Source organism: Streptomyces showdoensis (assembly GCF_039535475.1).
Lineage (GTDB): Bacteria > Actinomycetota > Actinomycetes > Streptomycetales > Streptomycetaceae > Streptomyces > Streptomyces showdoensis.
On record NZ_BAAAXG010000013.1, the window covers coordinates 38708 to 60149 of the forward strand.

At 73.3% G+C, this 21442-nt stretch carries 18 protein-coding genes and 1 riboswitch; of the genes, 11 read left to right on the forward strand and 7 right to left on the reverse strand.

The window, feature by feature from the left end:
- Positions 1-306: 306 nt before the first annotated feature.
- The 3 genes from ABD981_RS09210 to ABD981_RS09220 all read left to right on the forward strand — a co-directional run bounded on the left by ABD981_RS09210 (position 307) and on the right by ABD981_RS09220 (position 2553).
- Positions 307-519 (forward strand): hypothetical protein, encoded by a 213-nt coding sequence (locus tag ABD981_RS09210; RefSeq protein ID WP_046907559.1) that lies wholly within the window; start codon positions 307-309, stop codon positions 517-519.
- Positions 520-755: 236 nt separating this feature from the next.
- Positions 756-1757, forward strand: a complete 1002-nt coding sequence (locus tag ABD981_RS09215; RefSeq protein ID WP_240495190.1) for an alpha/beta hydrolase — start codon at positions 756-758, stop codon at positions 1755-1757.
- Positions 1758-1845: 88 nt separating this feature from the next.
- Positions 1846-2553, forward strand: a complete 708-nt coding sequence (locus tag ABD981_RS09220) for a DUF2470 domain-containing protein (protein WP_046907560.1) — start codon at positions 1846-1848, stop codon at positions 2551-2553.
- A 74-nt stretch (positions 2554-2627) separates the two neighbouring features.
- Here ABD981_RS09220 and ABD981_RS09225 read toward each other — a convergent pair whose 3' ends face one another.
- The 6 genes from ABD981_RS09225 to ABD981_RS09250 all read right to left on the reverse strand — a co-directional run bounded on the left by ABD981_RS09225 (position 2628) and on the right by ABD981_RS09250 (position 9009).
- Positions 2628-3548 (reverse strand): peptidoglycan-binding domain-containing protein, encoded by a 921-nt coding sequence (locus ABD981_RS09225; RefSeq protein ID WP_046907561.1) that lies wholly within the window; start codon positions 3546-3548, stop codon positions 2628-2630.
- Positions 3549-3579: 31 nt separating this feature from the next.
- Positions 3580-4533, reverse strand: coding sequence for a penicillin-insensitive murein endopeptidase (locus ABD981_RS09230; protein WP_046907562.1), 954 nt, complete (start codon positions 4531-4533; stop codon positions 3580-3582).
- 119 nt (positions 4534-4652) lie between these two features.
- Positions 4653-5558 (reverse strand): hypothetical protein, encoded by a 906-nt coding sequence (locus ABD981_RS09235; protein WP_165590927.1) that lies wholly within the window; start codon positions 5556-5558, stop codon positions 4653-4655.
- Positions 5559-5646: 88 nt separating this feature from the next.
- Positions 5647-6069, reverse strand: a complete 423-nt coding sequence (locus ABD981_RS09240) for a hypothetical protein (RefSeq protein ID WP_046907563.1) — start codon at positions 6067-6069, stop codon at positions 5647-5649.
- Positions 6070-6282: 213 nt separating this feature from the next.
- Positions 6283-7356, reverse strand: coding sequence for a peptidoglycan recognition protein family protein (locus ABD981_RS09245; RefSeq protein WP_046907564.1), 1074 nt, complete (start codon positions 7354-7356; stop codon positions 6283-6285).
- Between the two features lie 174 nt (positions 7357-7530).
- Complete coding sequence (locus ABD981_RS09250; RefSeq protein ID WP_123954422.1) at positions 7531-9009, reverse strand: helix-turn-helix domain-containing protein; 1479 nt, start codon at positions 9007-9009, stop codon at positions 7531-7533.
- Between the two features lie 289 nt (positions 9010-9298).
- Here ABD981_RS09250 and ABD981_RS09255 point away from each other — a divergent pair, with 289 nt between their 5' ends.
- The 6 genes from ABD981_RS09255 (at position 9299) to ABD981_RS09280 (ending at position 15534) form a co-directional block, all read left to right on the forward strand.
- On the forward strand, positions 9299-10060 hold the full coding sequence (locus tag ABD981_RS09255; protein WP_165590928.1) for a peptidoglycan-binding domain-containing protein: 762 nt from the start codon (positions 9299-9301) through the stop codon (positions 10058-10060).
- Between the two features lie 17 nt (positions 10061-10077).
- Entirely contained in the window at positions 10078-10836 is a 759-nt protein-coding gene (locus tag ABD981_RS09260) for a D-Ala-D-Ala carboxypeptidase family metallohydrolase (protein WP_046907623.1), read from the forward strand.
- A gap of 126 nt (positions 10837-10962) precedes the next feature.
- Positions 10963-12357 (forward strand): glycoside hydrolase family 26 protein, encoded by a 1395-nt coding sequence (locus ABD981_RS09265; protein ID WP_123954424.1) that lies wholly within the window; start codon positions 10963-10965, stop codon positions 12355-12357.
- A gap of 18 nt (positions 12358-12375) precedes the next feature.
- A riboswitch (cobalamin riboswitch) is annotated at positions 12376-12579 on the forward strand.
- 68 nt (positions 12580-12647) lie between these two features.
- Complete coding sequence (locus ABD981_RS09270; RefSeq protein WP_046907566.1) at positions 12648-13691, forward strand: ABC transporter substrate-binding protein; 1044 nt, start codon at positions 12648-12650, stop codon at positions 13689-13691.
- Positions 13688-14734 carry a FecCD family ABC transporter permease gene (locus ABD981_RS09275; RefSeq protein WP_046907567.1) on the forward strand — a complete coding sequence of 349 codons (1047 nt, stop codon included), beginning with the start codon at positions 13688-13690 and terminating at the stop codon, positions 14732-14734. The genes ABD981_RS09270 and ABD981_RS09275 overlap by 4 nt, the downstream gene beginning before the upstream one ends.
- The gene (locus ABD981_RS09280; protein WP_046907568.1) at positions 14731-15534 is read left to right on the forward strand and encodes an ABC transporter ATP-binding protein; all 804 of its coding nucleotides are present in this window, start codon (positions 14731-14733) and stop codon (positions 15532-15534) included. The genes ABD981_RS09275 and ABD981_RS09280 overlap by 4 nt, the downstream gene beginning before the upstream one ends.
- Before the next feature lie 31 nt (positions 15535-15565).
- On the opposite strand, the gene ABD981_RS09285 is transcribed toward ABD981_RS09280, so the two are convergent.
- Positions 15566-16201, reverse strand: a complete 636-nt coding sequence (locus ABD981_RS09285) for a TetR/AcrR family transcriptional regulator (protein ID WP_046907569.1) — start codon at positions 16199-16201, stop codon at positions 15566-15568.
- Between the two features lie 328 nt (positions 16202-16529).
- Here ABD981_RS09285 and ABD981_RS09290 point away from each other — a divergent pair, with 328 nt between their 5' ends.
- On the forward strand, positions 16530-19709 hold the full coding sequence (locus tag ABD981_RS09290; RefSeq protein ID WP_046907570.1) for a bifunctional cytochrome P450/NADPH--P450 reductase: 3180 nt from the start codon (positions 16530-16532) through the stop codon (positions 19707-19709).
- Between the two features lie 175 nt (positions 19710-19884).
- On the forward strand, positions 19885-21432 hold the full coding sequence (locus ABD981_RS09295; RefSeq protein ID WP_046907571.1) for a FadD3 family acyl-CoA ligase: 1548 nt from the start codon (positions 19885-19887) through the stop codon (positions 21430-21432).
- Positions 21433-21442: the final 10 nt, after the last annotated feature.

Genomic DNA, 21442 nt, shown 5'->3' on the forward strand with positions numbered 1-21442 from the left:
TGTCCCCTCGCACGGGCCCGCCGGTCTGACGGCGGGCATACGGTCGGGAACGATGCAGCCTCGGACAGGTGGGGTCAAGCCATCTTGGCGGTGTGGGCGCCCTTGTCCGGTTTGCTCACTGGCAGCGTACGAATGGGCCCCCTGGATACGCGCGTTGAACTGCGCTTTCCCCCCTCGGGGCAGTCGGGGCATCAGCGCTCCGCCGACCGTCGACGTGGGCCGTGCGCCCGCGTCGTGACGCGGGGTCGCCGGCTTCCCGCGCCCGCTCGGCGGGCATCCTCCGCCGCGGCGCCGGGTGTCCTGTCGATGGCGGTGAGCCTGCCGGCCGTCGACTTCGGCGCCCCGGAACCCGGCACCGTCGTCGATCCTGCCGGGCTCGCCACGTTCGCGTACACCAGCACCCTCTCCACCACCGGCTCCCGGTCGGTGACCGTGGCCACGACCGAACGTCCCGGCGGAGACGGCCCCCGGCTCGTACGGCGGCACCCTCCAGTACACGACCACGGGCTGATCCCGTGAACGGCTCGGACCGCGCCGCGCGCCTCGCGGTGGGAGCCGCGGGCCGGGTCCGGCGGCGGGTGACGTGGATCACTCGCTCATGCGGCGCGAGAGGGAACCTGGATATGGGCGTTTCCCTTCTCTATGTCCAGTAATGCCGTGAGCTCGACGCGTCGCGAACCCGGCCCGCCAGGGGCGGCGCCTCCGACCTCGTCCCCCTCGCGGCCCGTTCGCCCTCGCGCCCCCTTGGAGTACTCGTGATTCGCCGGTCGACGACCCCGCTCGCGTTCGCCGCCATCGGCGTCGTCCTTCTCGCCACGGCCTGCTCCCAGGGCGACGAGCACGTCCGCTTCGGCGACAAACCGAGCGCGACGCAGCGGAGTTCGGCGCCGGCGGCGCGCGAGAGCACGGTCCGGATGCCGTCGAACCCGCGGGACTGGACGACCCAGCGCACCCTGGACAACGGCACCAAGGTCGTGTGGACGGAGCTGAAGGGCCCCAAGTCCGGATTCACCGGCAAGGTGTGGGCGTGGGTGCCGAAGCAGTACGACGAGGAGAAGTACCGGAACAGCGCGTTCCCCGTGCTGATCGCGCTTCCGGGCAGCAACGGATACCCGACGAACTACTGGTTCGGCGCCGACCTCAAGCTCCAGGAGACGATCCAGCAGGCCGCCGACGAGGGCAAGGGCCTGCCGTTCATCGTCGTGATGCCGGTCCTGAACGCGTCCGACAAGGACTACTGGGACGGCTCGGACATCCCGGGGCAGCCCAAGATGGGCACCTGGATGTCGGACGACGTGCCGGACCTGGCGCGCGAGAACTTCCGCACCTACAAGGACCCCCGCGGCTGGGGGTTCTTCGGCTCCTCGTCGGGCGGTTACGTGGGCATGAAGATGGTCCTCCAGTACCCCGGCAGGTTCGGCTCCGCGATCGCGGGCGGCCCGGACACCGAGCCCACCTCCCCCTTCTGGGCGGGGCACGACAAGGAGAGGAAGGCCAACGATCCCGGGTACCTGGCCTCCCGGCTGATCGCGAAGGGCGGGCCCAAGGTGAACATCTCGATCATGCTGGGCACCAAGGAGAGCGGGCAGGCGGCCACGAAGGCCTTCGTCAAGAAGTACGACAAGGGTCCCGTCGCGATGCGGCTGCACGTGATCCAGAACGGCCGGCACAGCGGCCGGCAGTACGCCGAGTCGCTCACCGACGGCCCGCTCGAGTGGATCAGCAAGCGGATGCTGGCGCCCGAGCCCTCGGAGTGACCGGGACCGCGCGGCACCCCCCCCGACACCCGTTCATTAGGTTAGGCTTACCTAAGTAGAGCGTCTGCGACTGCCTCACGGAGAACCCATGCGCCCCCACACCACCCCCGTCCCCCACCCGACCCCCGCCGAGCGGATGCGGTCGATCGTGACGGCCGCCCACTCCATGACCGTGATCTCCGACGGCCTCCGGCAGGAGGTACGGGACCTCGACGGGGCGGGGGCGCTGGGGCGGATCCATCTCCACGAGCCCGACGAGGAGTTCGGCCCCGACCAGCGGGGGCCGCTCGTGCCGGTGCGCCTGGAGCTCACCGACATCGCGCCGGCGCCGGTCCGGGACCGCGTGCGCGCCCGCGTGACGCTCACCGGACTCGTCGCGGCCCCGTACCGGGCCGATTCCGCCGAGAGCGCCTGCATGCGGCTCGGCCAGGCCGTGTTCGAGGACGCGACGGGACGCGGCTACGTCACCCTCCGGGAACTCCAGGCGGCGGAGACGGATCCGCTGGCGGTCTGCGAGGCCTCGCTGCTCCACCACCTCGTCGACGCCCACCCGGAACTCGTCACCCTGCTCCTCCGGCTCGTCGAACCCGGCGCCCTCCACGGCCTGGTGCGGGCCCTGCCGCTCGCGATCGACCGCTACGGCATCACGCTGCGCCTGGAACTGGGGTCCGGATGGCGTGACGTGCGCCTCGCGTTCCCCACGCCGGTCACCGACGCCGACCAGGTCGGCCTCCAGACCCACGCCCTGCTGGCGGCGGCCCGCCGCGCCTCCCACTCCCACCTGCCCGCGGCCTGAGCGTCGGCGCGCGCCGTGACGCACGAACGGCCGACGCCCCTGGTGTCGGGCGCCGGCCGTGGTGGACCCGGTGACTACTCCCAGGCGCAGTGGACGTGGTTGCCCTCGTCGAGGGCCTCGGTGGCGCCGTACGCGCGGCAGGCGCTGACGAAGGTCGCGTTGCTGACGGACATGTTGTCCGCGTCGAACGCGATGCCCTTGTAGTGGTTGGAGGTGCTCGAGTGGTCACCGCCGGCGATCTCGGTGACCAGGAAGGTGTAGCCCCGCTCCGTGGCCAGCTTGAGCATGCCGTTCAGCATCGCCGTGGAGAGCCAGACCTCGCGCTCGCCGACGTCGCTGTAGTTGCTCGTCTCGGCCGTGGTGCCGTTCTTGGTGTCGGTGATGTTCGCCTGGGCCGTGGAGTCGTTGTCCACGACCCCGCTGACGTGGTACGTCAGCAGCGAGATACGGGAGTTGGCGTCGATGGAGGCGGCCAGCTGGGCGCGGCTGGTGCCGCCCCCGCCGCTGCCCGAGCCGCCGACCAGGGCGTTCCAGGTGTTCGGGCCGACGATGCCGTCCGCGGTGAGGCCGTGCTTGGACTGGAAGTCCTTGGCGGCGTTCGTCGACGCGGCGCCGAAGGCGCCGTCGACGGCGAGCCCGTACCCGTACCGGTTCAGCTGGGTCTGGGCCGCCCTGGCGGCGCTGCCGCTGCTGCCGCTCTGCACCGTGACGACCAGCTTGGGCCAGGTCAGCGGGCCCACCGAGCCGTCGGCCGTGAGGCCGTTGGCGCTCTGGAACGACGACACCTTGGCCTCGGTGGCCGGCCCGAACCGGCCGTCGGCGGTGGTGGCGTACCCGCGGTGGCTGAGCAGGTGCTGGACCGTGGTCACCTGCGGCCCGCTGTCGCCGTTGGCGATGACCGGCCAGGTGGCGGCCGACGCCGTGCCCGGCCCGAGCAGGACGGCCACCATCGCGGCGAGGACCGCGGCGATCACCGCCGGGAAGCGTGTGCGCATTTCTCTCCTTCGCGTGCCGCGCCGGCCGGCGTCAGCGGTAGCGGACGTGCAGGTGGTTGTCGTGGTTCGGGTACTGGGTGGTCAGGCCCTCGGAGATGAGCGTCGGGTCGTTGAAGTAGATCAGCTCGATGTGCCCGGGGGCCGCGGCGCGGATCGCCTGCACGAGCTGGCGGGTCGCCGCCCGGTCGTAGGTCCCGGACTGCCACGTGATCCGGCCCGCGGTGCACTGGGCCGAGTCGGTACGGATCGGCCAGATGTCGATGTCGAGCCCGACCTCGTGACTGGCGTGGCCCGGGATGTCGCCGCCGTGCTCGAAGCCGGCGTCACCCATCGGCACCTTGCCCTGGCCGGTCGAGGCGAAGGAGGCCGCGGCGGACTCCAGTTGGGCCACGGCCGCGGCGGTGGCCCAGTTGGCGGAGGCGTTGCCGTCCGGGTTCTGGTCGCAGATGTTCGAGAAGTTGACGAGCTCGTAGTGCCAGACCAGGTTGCGCCAGGTGTCGGGACCGACCACGCCGTCCGCGGAGAGACCGGCGTGGCTCTGGAAGTTCTTCACCGCCGTGACCGTGGCGGGCCCGAAGTCGCCGTCGACGGTGAGGCCCGCCGCGCGCTTGGCGTTGAGCAGGTACTGCACGGCCTTCACGGCGGACCCGTTGTCGCCCTGGCGCACCGTGAGGACGAGCCGTCCCCAGGTGTTGGGGCCGACGATGCCGTCCGCGGTGAGGCCCTGGGAGCTCTGGAAGGACCGGACGGCGGACGCCGTGCCCGAGCCGAAGACCCCGTCGGTGGCCACGGTGTGGCCGCGCGCGCCCAGCAGGTGCTGGATCGCGACGACGTCGCTGCCTCGGTTGCCCGAGCTCTGCGTGTGGAAGAAGGCGCCGGCGTACGCCTGGGCCGGTGCCCCGGCCTGGACGAACAGGGCCATGATCATGGCCAGGAACAGGGCGATCCGGGAGCCCTGCCTGCGCAGACCGGATGATCGGAGCATGGTGCGATCCCTCTCGTGACGGAAGTCGTGACGGAAGTCGTGACGGAAGTCGTGACGGCGGTGCGTCAGGGAAGTGCGTGGGGGAAGTGCTGGCGGAAGGGCGTGATGCGGGTGCGTTCTCAGGGGAGCGGCCGGGCGAAGGCCAGCCCGTCGCGCCGCTCCAGTTCACGGATGCGCGGGAGCAGCGTCCGCTCCAACGCGCGGAGTTCCTCCCGGTGCGCGGCCTGGAACGCCGTTCGGCGGCCGGCGCGCAGGGGCTCCCGTACGGCCTCCACCGGAGCCATGCAGGTGGCGTACGCCGCCCCCAGTCCCCGGTCGGCCCGCGCCGCCTCCTCGCCGTCCTCGATGCCCTGGACGGTGCGGTCGACGAGGGCGAAGAACCCGTCCTCGTCGTCGACCTCGACCCCGTACCGCGCGAGGCAGCCGGGCAGGGTCCGCAGTGCCTCCTGGGCCCGTGGGTCGTCCCGGACCGCGGAGACCTCGGGCCACCACAGGGACTGGAGCGGGATGTAGAGGTTCTTGAACTCCTTGGTGGCCGTCTGGGCCTCCGCCGCGCAGCGCTGTTGCGCCGCCCGGTCCGCCCGGTCCGGCCGGCCCGTCGGACCCGGCCTCGTCGTCCCGGCCGCCGGTTCGGCGTCCGGCACCGCCGGCACGCTCCGGGTGAGACCGTGCCGTCCGATGAATCCCAGGTCGGGGAGGTCGGACCAGCCGATGTACGCCGGTGGCGGGACCTCCGGGGGGCTCACCCCCGCCCGTTCCGCGCACTCCTGGAGCCGGGCGTGACCCACCATCTGGGCGAAGCCGTCGAGCCCCTGGGTCAGTCTGGAGTCCTCGCCCGTCGCGGGCAGCAGCATGGCGGAGACGTCACGCGGCAGCCCCTTCTGCACCGTGGGCGGCCGCACGGTGCCCGACGGCGCGGGGAGGGACCGCGCGGAGAGGCCGGGCGCGGCACCCCCGCAGGCCGTCAGTACCGTCGCCGCGACGACGGCGCCCAGGATCCCGGCGATGACCGGCTTCCTCGTCACGGCGCCTCACCTCTCCTCGGTTGCTCCGGCGCCGTGGGGCCGCCCTGCGGACGGCCCCACGGCGTCTGGTGTTCGACGGTCGTGCCGATCAGTGGGTGATCTGCACGTTGTCGCCGCCCTCCATGAGGCTGGAGACGCTGAACTGCGTGCCGGCGGAGATGTCGGTGACGAGCCAGTAGGTGGAGTCGCTGACGCTGTGGTTGCCGTCGTACGCCTGGACGTACCGCTTCGAGCCGGTCACCCATCCGGTCGACTTCTTGTAGCGGCCCGCGTAGTAGTCGTAGTTGCGGCTGGTGGTGTTGTACGAGTAGGTCAGGTTGAGGTCGCCGCAGCTGCTCGCGGCCTTGGTGCGGATCGTGCCCTGCGCCTCGTACTCGCCGGTGGTGATGCTGGAGACCACGCACGCCTGGGCGGAGGCGGCGGCGGTCGGCGCGAGCGCCACGCACGTGGCGGCGACACCGGCCAGTGCGAGGGCGCCGGCGGTCATCGTGGTCCTGCGAATGCTGCGCATGCCGTGACTCCTTGGGTCCGATGGATGGTGCTCGGTCGTCGACCGGTGGCGGCCGGGGCCACCGCCGGTCCAGCGGAATCCTGACCGCGACACCGGGGGATTGGCCCGTCCCATCGCGCAGTCGGGACACTCACGGGACGGACGCCGGGCCGAAACGCCCCGGGACGCGCGCGAAGAGACGGGCCGGGACGGGCCGGGACCGGCCGGGACGGCTCAGGCGAGGAGACGGCTCCAGGTGCGGGCGTCCGCGACCCCGTCGACCGGCAGGGCCGCGGAGGTCTGGAACGCCCGGACGCCGGCCTCGGTGCCGGAGCCGAAGCTCCCGTCGACGACCAGTGCCTGACCGCGCGCGTTGAGCTGGACCTGCAGGGCCTTCACGGCGTCGCCCGCCGCACCGCGGCCGAGCGGGGCGGAGAGCTGGTGCCAGGTCTGGTTGCCGGCCACGCCGTCGACCCCGGCCCTGTTGGTGGTCTGGAAGGCCCGTACCGCGCTCTCCGTCGCCGGACCGAAGGACCCGTCGGCCGTGAGCGTGGAGCCACGGGAGTTCAGCAGGTGCTGCAGCGACCTCACCCGCTCCCCCGTGTCGCCGAGACGCGCCACCGGCCAGCCGCTCCAGGATGGGCTGCCGCCGATCCTGGCGGCGACGTCGGCCCTGAGCTGCGGCAGCATCGCGTACAGCCGGTCGCCGGGGCACTCGGTGTTGTTGAAGTCCCGGTGCCCGAAGATCTGGTAGGCGCGCAGTCCGTACTGCGCACAGATGTACGCGCACAGGTCGACCAGCTTCGCGTACTGGGCCGACAGCGGGTCGACCGTGCTGTACGTGCCCTCGTTCTCGATGCCGACGGCGACGGTGTTCTGGCCGGTGCAGTGCGCGGACTCGACCTGCTGGGTGCCGCCGGCCAGCGCCGCCGCGCTGGAGTGCCGGCCCTCCGTGATCCAGCCGCCGCGGCTGATGGTGAAGTGCTGACCCGAGTCGATCCAGCCCTTCTCGTCCATGTGGCTGTCCTGGATCGACCGGGACAGTGCGAACGCGTGCGCCTGCGAGTAGTCGGTGCTGTTGGGCGTCGCGGTGTGGTGGACGATGATCTTGTGGGGGGCGGTGGCCAGCAGCTTGACCGGGGCGCTCGGCGGCCGGGAGCCCCAGGCAGCGCACCCGGAGATCACGGGCGTGGCGGCGGCCCACGCGCTCCCGGGCAGTGCGGTCCCCAGCACGGCGCCCGCGCCCAGGGCGAAGGCCCCGGACAGCACCGTACGCCGTCGTGGACGCGGCGTCGGCAGGTCGTTCATCTCTCTCCCCATGTGTTCGGCAGCCGCCCGCCCGGTGCGGGGCGGCCATCGAACGCTACGAGCAACCTCCCCGTCCCATAAGGGAGTCCAACACCTCAAGATCGGGTGAGCGCGCGTCCCGGGACGGTGCGGACCCGGGCCGGGACGCGCGCGGCCACCCGCGGCCACCGGGGGTCAGGGCTGCGGGGCGTCCTGTACGGGGTCGCACTCCTGCTCCTTGACCTTCGGGATCGTCCCGCAGATGGAGATCGTCGAGATCGGGTACTCGGCCACGGAGAGCATCCGGGTGTACGTGTCGCGGTCGACCCGGATGGTGGCCTCCTCCGTGCGGCTGCCCTGGTCGGTGATGACCACGCCGTCGCCGATCGCGCCGTTCTCCAGGCGGCCCCAGACGGCCTGGCAGGCCGGGCTGTGCCGGAGCTGGATCCGCAGACCGCGCAGGTACAGCAGCCGGACGGTCTTCGCGTCCCACTGGCAGTTCATGGTCTGGGGCTCGCGGCCGAGGCAGGACTCTCCGGAGCAGCCGGGTTCGGGATGGTCGGACGCGGGCGGGGACGCGCTCTCGGTCTCGCCCAGCGCCGCCACTCCCGACCTCTGCTCGCTCGACGTCGACTTCCCGGCCTCTCCCCTCGGGTCGTCCGCCATGGGGTTCGGTCCGATCACGGCGATCGCGATGAGGGCTCCCAGCACCGCACCGATCGCCATGTGGACGAGGGGCCTCGCCCGTGCGGACCGGGAGCCCGGCCGCGGCGCCTCCGGCGCGGTGTCTCCGGGGCGGGGCTCGCGCGCGCCGCGTGAGCCCGTCATGTCGTGCGGGCCGACACCCTGCCGGACGTCGGCCCCCTGCCGGACGTCGGCCCCCTCGCGGACGTCGGCTTCCCCACGGACGTCGACTCCCTCACGGGCCACGGATTCGCCGCGGCGGCCTTCGACTCCCCCGCGGGTCACGGATTCCCCGTAGCCCTCGGGGTCCCGGTAGCGCTCGGGGTCGCCGCGGCGCTCGGGGTCGTCATGGCGCTCGGGGTCCCCGTAGCGCTCGGACTCCCCGTAGCGCGCGGGGTCGCCACGGCGCTCGGACTCCGCGTGGCCCTCGGAGGCCCCGTGCGGCCGCGCCTGCCCGCGCGCTTCGGACCGCCGGCGCCCTTCCGTCTCCCCGCGGCTCGCGGAGTCCCCGCGCCGCCCTGCCGCTTCCCCGTCCGGCCCGGCCTCCCCGTGCCGCCCGGACTCCCCGTCCCGCCCGGGCCCGGTGGGCGCGTGGCCTCGGGCGGGCGTCTCCTCCGGCCCTTCCGCCTCCTCCTGTCCGCCCGCCGCGGGCGCTCCCGCCGCGGGCCCGCCCCCGTTCGCCCGACCGCCCGAGGCCCGGCTCCTGCGCGCCAGCTCCTCGGCGCGTTCCCAGAGTCCGATGAGCCCTTCGGGGTCCTCACCCACCACCTCCGCGAGCTGTTGGATCGCCGCGCGGCTCGGCCATTGCTTCCCGTTGAGGAAGCGCTCCCAGGACGAGCGGCTGTAGTGCGTCTTCTCGGCCAGCCGGCCGAAGCTGAGGCCGTACTCCTCCTTGATGCGGCGCATCCCGGCCAGGACCCGCTCGCGGACGGCCCTGAGCTCGGCGTCCCGCCGCTGCTCGTCCCGGGCCTGCTTCACGACAGCAGCCATTCGAAGCACCTCCCCGTTATGAACTCCCCGTACAAGAACGGGAGTTCATCGACAACTTCCCGCTACCTGCCGGGCAGGACACTGTCACACCAGCACACCGGTGACACAGCGGACGCAGAAATCCGTCCCGCAAGCTCCCGCGACTCCACCGGCCTTCCCGTCCCGGACCCCCCGGGCGTCCCGGGCGTCCCGGACCCGTCCCGTATCGCTCCCGAGGGGCTCCGCACCACGGGCCCCCACAGCACCATGGCTTCGGCCGCCCCTCACCCCGCGAAGACAAGGACTCGGAGTGACACCCACCGGTACAACCCTTCCGGCCTCCCGGCCGCCGGCCCGCCGGCTGCCCCTCGCCCAGGCGGCACTCGTGCTGTGCGCCGCCCTGCTCGCCGTACTGGCGCCCTCCGTCCCCGCGCACGCCCTGGACTCCACCACCTGGATCCAGCGCAACCTCGCGGGCATCGGCTACCTGGCGGCCAGTGGCGTCGACGGCGTCTACGGCGCGCAGACCACCGCCGCGGTCCGCTCCTTCCAGCGCGACAACGGGCTGGCCGAGGACGGCGACTACGGCAGCCGCACCGAACTCGCCCTGCACAACAAGGTGAAGGAGGTGCAGCGCAAGGTCGGCACCACCGCCGACGGCGCCTACGGCGACGGGACCACCTCCAAGGTGAAGTCCTGGCAGCAGTCGAACGGCTTGTCCGCCGACGGCATATCGGGCCCCGCGACCATGAACGCGATGCGCGTCGCCCGCACCGTGAAGATCACCGGGCAGTGGAAGACCGCCGAACACGGCTGGTCCGTGAGCGGCCAGTTCGGCTGCCTGGACAACCTCTGGATCCGTGAGAGCAACTGGAAGGTGTACGCGACGAACCCCTCGTCCGGCGCCTACGGCATCCCGCAGTCCCTGCCCGGCGACAAGATGGCCGCGGCGGGTGCGGACTGGCAGACCAACCCGGCCACCCAGATCGAGTGGGGCCTCGACTACATCACGTCGCGCTACGGCACCCCGTGCTCGGCGTGGTCCTTCTGGCAGTCCCACAACTGGTACTAGAGAAAGCGGTGTTCACGATGACATCCGACCTCTCCCGGCGCTCGCTGCTGCGCTACGGCGCCGGTGCGGTGGCCGCCACCGGACTGGCCGTCGGCGGCGGCCTGGCCCTCGCCGGCCCCGCCGCCGCCTACGGCTGGCCCTCGCAGCTCGCCCAGGGTTCCAGCGGCGCGGCCGTCAAGGAGCTCCAGATCCGCATCGCCGGCTGGGCCGCGGCCTCCGCCCAGCAGACCTACGTCTCCTGCGACGGCGCCTTCGGCCCCGGCACCGAGGCGGCGCTGCGCCGGTTCCAGGCCGCGTACGGACTCACCGTGGACGGCGTGGCGGGCTCGCAGACCTTCAGTCAGCTCAACGCCCTGGAGAGCGCCGACGGTTCGACCGCGCACTTCGACTTCTCCGAGTTCGAGAGCAAGGACGGCTCGGGCTTCTCCGGCGGCAAGGTGGGCGCCGCGACCGTCAAGGAGAACGTACGCCGCAACATGTACAAGCTGGAGGCGCTGCGCAAGAAGTGCGGCGACCGGGCCGTCACGGTGAACTCCGGCTTCCGCAGCATCTCCCACAACTCCTCGGTGGGCGGGGCGAGCAACTCCCAGCACCTGTACGGGATCGCCGCGGACGTGGCCATCTCCGGCCTGTCCACGAAGAGCATCTACCAGAAGGCCGAGACCTGCGGCTACTCGGGCCTGGAGACCTACACGGTGTCGTGGCAGCACGTCGACTCCCGGGTCGAGTACCCGTACGGATCGCAGTCCTGGTGGTGGCAGGACGGCGTGGCCTGACCACCGCTCCGCTCCACACTCCCCGGGCCCGCCCCCGCGCGGTCGACGCCGCGCCGGGGCGGGCCCGCGGGCTGGATAGCATCGGGGGGTTCGCACTCCCGTCCCCCTGTCCCGGAGGTCCGCGTCATGCGCAGGCGCACGTTCGTCACCGCTCTCGGCGCCGCAGTCGCGGCGGGCGGCCTGCCGATCGGCACCGCGCGGGACGCCGCCGCCGCGCCGACCGCCGCGCCGGGCATCGCGCCCACGCTGACCGGCCGTGATCCGGCCGCCTCCCCCAACGCCCGGGCTGTGTACGCGCATCTGGTGAAGCTGGAGAACGACGCCCGCTCCGGGAACCGGCCGATGACCGTCATCGGCCAGCACATCGAGGGCCAGCAGGAGCTGTACAACGCCTCCTACGGCGACACGGGCGGCACCACCCACGTCGGGTACTACTACAAGAAGGTCCGGGACATCACCGGCAAGCTCCCCGGCTTCCTGGAGATCGACCTCGGGCCCGGGTACGGCGCGGCGGACGGCTGGGGCAGCTACGAGGACCGCTCGTACAACCGGCCCCTCGGACTGCCGACGGGCCGGCGCCCGTGGCAGTACGCGGACGACGTCGTCGACGTCGCGACGGGCGTGTGGAAGGGGCTGCCGCGCGCCGCGGACGGCACGTACAACCCGTCGGGCGTCATGCGCCGTTCCGACGGCGGGAGCGCGACCCTCGCGAACGGCGGGGCGGCGGCCGGGATCGTCGGGATGAGCTTCCACCAGCCCTACCCCGGTTCGCCGTTGAAGGACTGGAGCCGGGTGCTGACCCAGGTCCGGGGCGAGCACCCGGGCGGCAGCGCGGGCAATCCCCTCGCGAGCCTCACCACCGACCAGGCGTGGTTCGACCGGGTCGTCGACTGGGAGTCGGACACGCCCGAGTACCGGGCCCTCCTGGCCGACCTCGGCTTCCTCGCCGCCTCGTTGTCGTACTTCGCCGCGTACGACGTCCCCGTCCTGCTGCGGCCCTACCACGAGATGAACGGCGACTGGTTCTGGTGGGGCGGGAAGACCCCGGCCGGCTACAAGAAGCTGTGGCGGATCATGTACGACTTCCTCGTGAGGACGAAGGGCCTGCACAACCTGATCTTCGTCTGGTCGCCGAACGCCTGGCACCCGCAGGGCGACGACGCTCCGTGGGACTACTACCCGGGAGCGGACCTGGTCGACGTGGTCGGCGTCGACGACTACGACCCCTACTCCGCCGCCTCGGACCTCACGCACACGTACTACACGGGGCTCGCCGGCTACGGGAAGCCGCGGATGCTCGCGGAGACGTGGAACATGCCGATCACGGCCGCGGGCAGCGACGCGCTGGCCCGCAGCCCGTGGGTGATCTGGAACATCTGGGGCTCCGGCACGACCAGGACGGACATCAACGGCAACGCCGACGTCAAGGCCACGTACTACGCCGCCGACCGGGTGTACACGGGAGGATCGGGAACCGGCCTCGGCCAGAACTTCGACTGGGGGTCCCTCCACGCGCACTGAGGGACCAAGATCGTCCAGTGGTAGTGTGCCGGAGCCAGTCGCACCCGTGTACGCATCGACACGATCCGTCCACGGGTCAGGGAATCCGGTGGGAATCCGGAGCTGACGCGCAGCGGTGAGGGTGACGGGCGGAGCATCGGCCACTGGGTCCCGAGGGGCCCGGGAAGGCGTTCCGGCCGGGCGACCCCGAGTCCGAAGACCTGCTGGCGGCCCCGGCGTCGTACGCCGTCGCCCGGGGAGCACCGTACTTCAGGCTCCGCGCATGGGCCGTGACGCAGAGGACTCCTTCCGTGCCCCTCCCCCGCCCCGTCCGTTTCGCCGTGCCGCTGGTGGCCGGTGCCGTTCTCGTGGCCGGCTGCGGTGCCGGTGGAGGCACGGCGGCACCGCCCGACGCGGAGGCGGCGGGCGCCGGTCGTCCGGTCGTCCTCGACAACTGTGGACAGCGGGTCGAGGTCGGGCGCGCGCCCCGCCGTGCGGTCGCGCTCGACCAGGGGTCGGCCGAGATCCTGCTCTCGCTCGGGCTGGCCGACCGCATGGTGGGCACCGCCACCTGGACGGACCCGGTCCTCAAGGGACTGGAGAAGGCGAACGCCACGGTCCCCCGGCTCGCGGACCGCTACCCGTCGTTCGAGAAGGTGCTCGACACCGAACCCGACTTCGTCAGCGCGTCGTTCCTGTACACCCTGGGCAAGGGCGGCGTGGCGCCCCGGGAGCGGTTCGCGAAGCTGGGCGTGCCCGCCTATCTCTCCCCCTCCGACTGCGTCGGCAAGGACAACAGCGGTGACGGCGACGGCGTGCGGACCCGGCCGCTGACCATGGACACCGTGTACGGCGAGATCCGCGACCTGGCGCGGGTGTTCGGAGTCCCCGAGCGGGGCGAGAAGCTGGTCGGCGAGCTCCGGGCCCGGGTGGCCGCGGCCACGGCGGGCGCCGACTTCGGCGACGCGTCCGTCCTCTACTGGTTCTCCGACTCCCAGGGGCCGTACATGGCCGGGTGCTGCGGCGCGCCGGGGATCGTCAGCGGGACGCTCGGCGTGAAGAACGTCTTCGACGACACGAAGGAGGAGTGGCCGCAGATCAACTGGGAGACGGTCGCCGACCGCGATCCCGACGTGCTGGTGATCGCCGATCTGACCCGCAGGGCCCAGTCGGCCGAGAGCGCGGCCAAGAAGATCGAGTTCCTGGAGTCGCACCCGGTCACCCGGAACATGACCGCCGTGCGGAAGAAGCGGTACGTGGTCCTCAGCGGGCAGGCCATGAACCCCACGATCCGCACGGTCGAGGGCATCGAGAAGGTGGCCGCCGCGCTGCGGGCGTACGGGCTCGCGAAGTGACCCGGTCCGAGCGGCCCGGGTCCCGCACGTCCCCGGTGTTCACCCCACTTGGCGCGGCGGCCGGGATCGTCCTGCTGTGTGCCTCCGTCGCCCTCGCGCTCACCATCGGCCCGGCCGACATCCGCGTCGCGGACACCTGGTCCGTGGTCGCCTCCCGCCTCGGCGGCGGGCCGTCCGGTCTGAGCCCCATCCGGGACGGCATCGTCTGGGACCTCCGGCTGCCCCGTACGCTCCTCGCGGCCGTGTGCGGTGCGGGACTGGCGGTCTGCGGCGCGGTGATGCAGTCCCTGCTGCGCAATCCGCTCGCCGACCCGTTCGTCCTCGGCGTCTCCTCCGGCGCCTCGACCGGCGCCGTCGCCGTGGTCGTCCTCGGCGTGGGCGGGGGCCTGGTGTCCGTCGCCGGGGGCGCGTTCCTGGGGGCGCTCTGCTCCTTCGCGCTGGTCCTGCTCCTCAGCCACACGCTGGGCGGGTCGACGGACCGGGTCGTCCTGGCGGGGGTCGCCGCGATGCAGCTGTTCTCCGCGCTGACCTCGTTCGTCGTGATGACCGCCGCCGACGCCGAGACCACCCGGGGCGTCCTCTTCTGGCTGCTCGGCTCGCTCACCGGCACGGGCTGGACGGACGTCGGGGTGTGCGCCGCCGTCCTGGCCGTCGCGCTCACGGTCTGCGGCGGGTACGCCCGCACCCTGGACGCCTTCGCGTTCGGCGAGGACGCGGCGGCGACGCTCGGGGTGTCCGTGGCCCGGACCCGGCTGGTCCTGCTCTCGGTCACCGCCCTGCTCACCGCCGTCCTCGTCTCCGCCGCGGGCGCGATCGGCTTCGTCGGCCTGGTCCTGCCGCACGCGGTCCGCGCCCTCGCCGGCCCGGGCCACGCCCGGCTGCTGTCGCTGACCGCGCCGGCCGGGGCGGTCTTCCTGGTCTGGGCCGACACGCTCGCCCGCACGGCCCTCGACCCCCAGGAGGTGCCGGTCGGCGTGGTCACCTCGCTCATCGGCGTCCCGGTGTTCGTCCTCGTCCTCTACCGCACCAGGAGCACGCGATGAGCACCTCGCCGACACGCGGGACCGGGCTCCGGGCCGAGCGCGTCTCCCGCACCGCGGGCGGCGCCCTCGTCCTGGACGGGGTGACCGTCGCCCCGGGGCCGGGCACCCTCACCGGGCTGCTGGGGCCGAACGGTTCGGGGAAGTCCACCCTGCTGCGCGTCCTGTCGGGGGTCCTCGCGCCGGACGCCGGGGTCGTGACCCTGGACGGCGACCCGCTGAGCGGCGTCCCGCGCCGCGCGCTCGCCCGGCGCCTGGCCGTCGTCGAGCAGCACGCCGACACGCAGGTCGACCTGACGGTGGCGGACGCCGTACGGCTCGGCCGCGTCCCGCACCGCCGGGCCTGGTCTCCGTCGACGGGCGCCGACGAGGAGGCGGTACGCGCCGCCCTCGCCCGCACCGGGCTGACCGACCGCGCCCACCGCACCTGGCGCACCCTCTCCGGCGGCGAACGCCAGCGCGTCCAGATCGCCCGCGCCCTCGCCCAGGAGCCGCGCGAGCTCCTGCTGGACGAGCCGACCAACCACCTCGACATCCAGCACCAGTTGGACCTCCTGGCCCTGATCTCGGGCCTGCGCCTCACCTGCGTGATGGCCTTGCACGACCTCAACCTGGCAGCGATGTACTGCGATCACGTCGTGGTCCTGAGCGAGGGCCGGGTGGTGGCCGCGGGGCCGGTGGAGGAGGTCCTCACGGAACGGCTCGTCCGGGACGTCTACGGCGTCCGCGCCTCCGTGACCCGACCCTCCCCGGACCGGCGCCCCCACATCCGCTTCCTCGGCACGGCGGCGGCGGAGGACTGAGGCACCCCGGCGGGTCGCCTCCCCGTTCCCGTCACCGCTGCCCGCGGGGGCGGGTGAGCGTCGCGAAGAGGGCGGCGAAGTTGTCGAGGGAGCGCAGGGCCACCGCGCCGTCCCGGTGGGCGAGCCAGGAGGAGACGACGCCGTTGAGCACCGGGACGACCATCTCGGCCAGGGTCCGCACCTCGACCGTCAGCTCCAGTTCGGCCTCGTCCGTGAAGCGCTCCAGGTACGCGACGACCTCGTCGACGTAGCCCCGGTGGTCCCAGGCCGGCAGTTCGCTCAGTTCCGGGTCGCGCAGGGCCAGGGTGACGAGTTCGATCAGGACGAGCTGGGCCGCGGGGTCCTTCTCGACGTCCGCCCAGAAGGCGCGCAGGAGCGCGCGGATGCTCTCGGCGGGGTCGGCCGCGGGGACGACGGCGGGCCAGGCTCCGTCCAGGGTGACGTGGATGCCGGTCGACAGCAGCGCGGCGTACAGCTCCTGCTTCGAGCGGAAGCAGTAGTGGAAGGCGCCATGCGGCATGTCCGCCTCCGCGCAGATCGCGCGCGTCGTCGCCGCGGCGATGCCGTCGCGCTTCATCACGCGCAGCGCCGCGGCCACGAGCCGCTCGCGCCGGACGTCTGCGCTGATCTGCTTCTTCGTGCCCTTGCCCGCGGGTGCCGTCGTCATGCCGCCACCCTAGCAGCACCTTGGCCAACCGACTTGGCCAACCGACTTGGCCAACTGACTTGGCCGAATGACTCGGCTGGATGACTTGGGCGGTTGACTTGGCCAAGTGGCCAACTTTATGGTCGAGGCGTCGTCGCGGCTGCCGCCGCCCTCGCGCTCCGCCGCCACAGCCACAGCCACCGCCACCGCCACCGCCACCGCCACCAGGAGGTCCCCCACCGCTGACACCGGACGCCCGTGCCACCTCCGCAGCACCTCAGCCCCGCAGCACCTCAGCCCCCCAGTCCCTCAGTCCCGTAGTCCCGTAGTCCCGCGAGAAGGAGCCCTCATGCCCACCGCCCCTCCCCCGGCCGGCTCGCACGCGCCCGGCGTGCCCTCGATGCCCGGACCCGCGCCCCTGCCGCTGCTGGGCAATCTGACCGACGTACTGACCGCGTCCGCCGGGACGAGCGTCGACTTCGCGGACGCGTACCACCGCGCGTACGGCGGCATCTTCGCCCTGACCCTCGCCGGCAGGCGGACGGTCTTCGCCTCCAGCCACGCCCTGGTGTCGGAGATGTGCGCGGACCCCCTGTGGACGAAGTCGGTGCACCCGGCGCTGGAGGAGGTGCGCGCCTTCGCCGGCGACGGCCTCTTCACGGCCTACGGCGACGAGCCGAGCTGGGCGGTCGCCCACCGCCTCCTCATGCCCGCGTTCGGGGCGGTCGCCATGAAGGACTACTTCCCCGGGATGCTCGACATCGCCGACCAGATGTTCACCCGCTGGGAACGCTTCGGGGCCGGCTCCCGCATCGACGTGCCCGACGACATGACCCGGCTGACCCTGGACACGATCGCCCTGTGCGCCTTCGGCGTCCGGCTCAACTCCTTCTACACCGGCGGGCTCCACCCCTTCGTCGACGCGATGGTGCGCAGCCTCGCCGAGGCCGGCGCCCGCAGCGAACGGCTCCCCGGCCTGCAACCGCTGCTCGTGCGGACCAACCGCCGCTACCGCGAGGACATCGCGACCATGCGCCGCGTCACCGAGGAGATCGTCGCGGCGCGCACCGCGCAGCCGCCCGGCACCCGCCCGGACGACCTGCTGGAACGCATGCTCACGGCGGTCGACCCCGTCACCGGCGCGCGGCTGTCGGAGGAGAACGTCCGGCACCAGCTGGCCACCTTCCTCATCGCCGGCCACGAGACGACCTCCGGCCTCCTCTCGTTCGCCACGCACGAGCTCCTCGCCCACCCCGAGGTGCTGCGCGAGGCCCGCCGGAACGTCGACGAGGTCCTCGGCGACCGCACCCCCGCCTTCGAGGACCTGGCGCACCTGGGTTTTCTGGGCCAGGTCCTGCGCGAGACGCTGCGGCTCCACCCGACCGCGCCCGCGTTCGCGCTCTCCCCCGCCCGGGACACCACGCTCGGCGGACACGCCGTACGGAAGGGCGAGGACGTCCTCGTCATGCTGTCCACGCTGCACCGCGACCCCGCCGTCTGGGACCGGCCCGAGGCCTTCGACCCGGACCGCTTCGCCCCCGGACGCATGGACGCGATCCCGGAGTACGCGTGGATGCCCTTCGGCCACGGCGCCCGCGCCTGCATCGGCAGGCCCTTCGCCCTGCAGGAGGCCACCTTGGTGCTGGCGATGATGCTGCAGCGCTTCGACATCGAACGCGCCGACCCCGACTACGAACTGACCATCCAGGAGAGCCTCACCATCAAGCCCAAGGGCCTCGCCATCCGCGCCGCGGCACGCCGGAGCGGCCGGGGCGGCCCCGACGCGCGGACGGCGGCGCCGGCGGCCGTCCGGCAGGGGGACCCCGACACCACCGACGCGGCCGCACCGCCCGCACACGGCACCCCGCTGCTCGTGCTGTACGGCTCGAACTCCGGCACGGGCGAGAGCCTGGCCCGTACGGTCGCCGCCGACGGGACGCTGCGGGGCTGGCGGGCCACGGTGGCCCCCCTGGACGAGTTCGCCGGCCGCCTCCCCACCGAGGGGCCCGTCGTCCTCGTCACCTCCTCGTACAACGGCGCGCCGCCCGACAACGCGCGGGGCTTCGTCGGCTGGCTCACCACCGCCCGGCCGGACCTGAGCGGCGTCGACTACCTCGTGCTCGGCTGCGGCAGCCTGGACTGGGCGGCCACCTACCAGCGGGTCCCGGCACTCGTCGACGAGGCGATGGCGGCCGCGGGGGCGCGCCGGATCCGCGAGCGCGGCGCCACGGACGCCCGGACGGACTTCTTCGGCGACTGGGAACGCTGGTACGCGCCGCTGTGGCCCCTGCTGTCCGAACGGTACGGCGTCCAGGAGACGGCCGGACGGCGACCCCGGTACCGGGTCGTCGAGACCGCAGACGAGCCCGCGCCTCCGGAGGAGACCGCGACCGCGGTCGTGCTGGAGAACCGTGAGCTCCTCCGCGGGGCGGGCGGCAGGTCCACGCGCCACCTGGAGATCAGGCTGCCCGACGGCGTCCGCTACCGCACCGGCGACCGGCTCTCCGTCCTGCCGGAGAACGACCCCGCGCTCGTCGCCAGGCTGCTCACCCGCCTGGGGATGCGCGGGGACGCGGTCCGCACGGTCGAGTCACCCGCACCGCACGGGCCGGTCCCCGTCGGCCGCCCGCTGCGCGTGGCCGAGCTCCTCGGCCGGTACGTGGACCTCGCCGCACCCGCGTCCCCGAGGGCCGTGGCCCGGCTGGCCGCGACGACGGACTGCCCGCCGGAACGCGACGAACTGCGGCGCCTGGCCGGCGAGGACCACACCGAGCACGTGCTGCGGCGCGGGCTGACCCTCGTCGACCTCCTCGACGGGTTCGCCTCCTGCCGGGTGGACCTCGCCCTCGTGCTCGAACTGCTGCCGGCTCCCCGCCCCCGCCCGTACTCGATCAGCTCGGCTCCCGAGGAACAGGACCAGGTGGCGCTGACCGTGTCGGTGCTGGAGGAGCCGGCCCGGTCGGGGCACGGCGTCTTCCGCGGTGCGGCATCCGGGTACCTCCGGCGCGCACGGCCCGGCGACCGGCTCGTCGCCACCGTCACCGCGCCGCCGGAGACCTTCCGGCCGCCGGCCGACACCGCCACGCCCGTCGTCATGATCGCGGCCGGCACGGGCATCGCCCCGTTCCGCGGGTTCGTCCGGGCGCGCATGGCCGCAGCGGCGGCCGGCCGGCCCGTGGGACCCACCGTGCTGTTCTTCGGCTGCCGCCACCCCGACGAGGACGACCTCTACGCCGCCGAGCTCGCCGGGCACGAGGAGGCCGGCCGGCTGGAGGTCCACCGGGCGTACTCCCGGTCGCCGGAGGACGGCATCCGCTACGTCCAGCACCGTCTCGCGGAACGAGGGGGCCGGGTCCGCGAGCTCGTCGACGACGGCGCCCACCTCTACGTGTGCGGCAACGCCGGGACCATGGGCCCCGCCGTCGAGGACACCCTCCGGCAGATCGGCGCGGCGGCCTCCGGGCAGGACGGCGCGGCCTGGCTGGACGGCCTGCGCGGGGCGGGGCGGTACGCGACGGACACGTACTGACCGCCACCCGGCACCCGCCCCGAGCCGGGAACCCGCCGCCGTGCGCGCACTATCCCGGTGAGCGGGAACCGCCGCCTGCGGCGGAGGGGTCCGCTCTGCCAGGCTCCGATACGCCGTGGTTCCACCGCCCGCGCCCCGCCCGCGGGGCGGGGCCGCAGGGAGGACGTGACAGATCATGAGGGGCGCGCAGACCATCGCCGGGCTCGCGGACTGGGCCGCCGGGAGGTACGGGGACGAGGAGGCACTCGTCTTCGGCGGCGAGCGGTGGACGTTCGCCGGGCTGCGGGAGCGGGTCGACCGCGTGGCCCGCGCGGTGATCGCCCAGGGGGTGCGGCCGGGTGACGCGGTCGCCGTGTGGGCGCCCAACAGCGCCCGCTGGGTGGTCGCGGCGCTCGGGGCGGTGGCGGCGGGCGCTGTGCTGGTGCCGGTGAACACCCGCTACAAGGCCGCCGAGGCCGCGGACACCCTGCGCCGGTCCCGGGCCCGGCTGCTGTTCACCGAGCACGACTTCCTGGGCACGGACTACCGGGCGCTGCTCGCGGCCTCGGGCGAGGAACTCCCGCTCCTGGAACGGACGGTGACCCTGCACTCCGGGGAGTGGCCGCGGTTCCTCGCGGGCGGGGAGCGGGTGAGCGGGGAGGAGCGGCTGGCCCGGACGGCGGCCGTCCGCCCCGGGGACACCGCCGACGTGCTCTTCACCTCCGGCACCTCCGGCCGTCCCAAGGGCGTGGCCGCGACCCACGGGCAGAACCTGCGGGTCTACGACGCCTGGGCCCGTACGGTCACCCTCCGGCGCGGCGACCGGTACCTCCTCGTCAACCCCTTCTTCCACACCTTCGGCTACAAGGCCGGCGTCCTCGCCTGTCTGCTGCGCGGGGCGACGATCGTGCCGGAGCGGGTGTTCGACGCGGCGGCCGTCCTCGGGCGGATGCAGGACGAGCGGATCTCCGTCCTGACCGGTGCGCCGACCGTGTTCACCTCGCTGATCCGTCACCCCGGGCGCGAGGCGTTCGACCTCGCCTCGATGCGGATGGCGGTCACGGGCGCGGCGAACATCCCGACCGCGCTGATCGAGGAGATCAGGACGGAGCTGGGGGCGCGGAGCGTCAGCACCGCGTACGGACTGACCGAGTCGACGGGCGTGGTCGCGATCTGCCCGCCGCACGAGTCGTCCCGGACGCTGGCGCGGACCTCCGGGACCGCGCTGGAGGGAACGGAGCTGCGGGTCGACGCGCCGCCCGGGGAGCCCGGGGAGATCCTGACCCGCGGGCATCACGTGATGCACGGCTATCTCGACGACCCCGAGGCCACCGCCCGGGCCGTCGACGCGGACGGCTGGCTGCACACGGGGGACGTGGGCGTCCTCGACGGGCGCGGTTTCCTCCGGATCACCGACCGGCTCAAGGACATGCTCGTGGTGGGGGGCTTCAACGTGTACCCGGCCGAGGTGGAGCAGGTGCTCCGCGGCCACCCGGCCGTCCTGGACGTGGCCGTCGTGGGCGCCCCCGACGCGCGGCTCGGAGAGGTCGGCGTCGCCTACTGCGTACCGGCCGCCGGGGCCCGGATCGACGCGGCGGAGCTGACCGCCTACACCCGTGAGCGGCTCGCCAACTTCAAGGTCCCGCGGGCCTTCCACCCGGTGCCGGGGCTGCCGCACAACGCGGCGGGCAAGGTCGACAAGAACGCGCTGCGGCGGACGGCGGGGAACACCACCACCCTGTGAGGAGAGTAGG